Raw genomic sequence first — 369 nt, forward strand, 5'->3', positions numbered from 1 at the left:
ATTATTGCGGCAAACGGTTATTTCGTTGCCCAAGAGTTTGCTTATATGGCCGTTGACCGTGCCAAACTCGCCACCTTAGCAGCAACGGGCGATGAAGCCGCAAAACGCGCGCTCGCCGTTACTAAACGAACCAGCTTCATGTTGTCTGGCGCACAGCTAGGTATCACCGTAACAGGCCTTGTACTGGGATTTGTTGCCGAGCCTCTTGTCGGTGAATCAATGGGCGTGCTACTGCAAGATTTTGGTTTATCCCTTGAGTCCGGTATCGCTATCGGCACTATCGTCACCCTGGGTGTCGCGATGGTCGTGCAAATGATCATGGGTGAGCTGTATCCGAAGAACCTTGCGATTGCCAACGCCGAGCCTATG

General features: G+C 52.8%; 1 protein-coding gene. It reads left to right on the plus strand.

Annotation, left to right across the window (positions count from 1 at the left end; genetic code table 11):
- Window positions 1-369, plus strand: a 369-nt coding sequence (locus AKJ31_RS22385; RefSeq protein ID WP_157052423.1) for a CNNM domain-containing protein, incomplete at both ends; no start/stop codon positions are given.

Source organism: Vibrio hepatarius, from assembly GCF_001274785.1.
Taxonomy (GTDB): domain Bacteria; phylum Pseudomonadota; class Gammaproteobacteria; order Enterobacterales; family Vibrionaceae; genus Vibrio; species Vibrio hepatarius.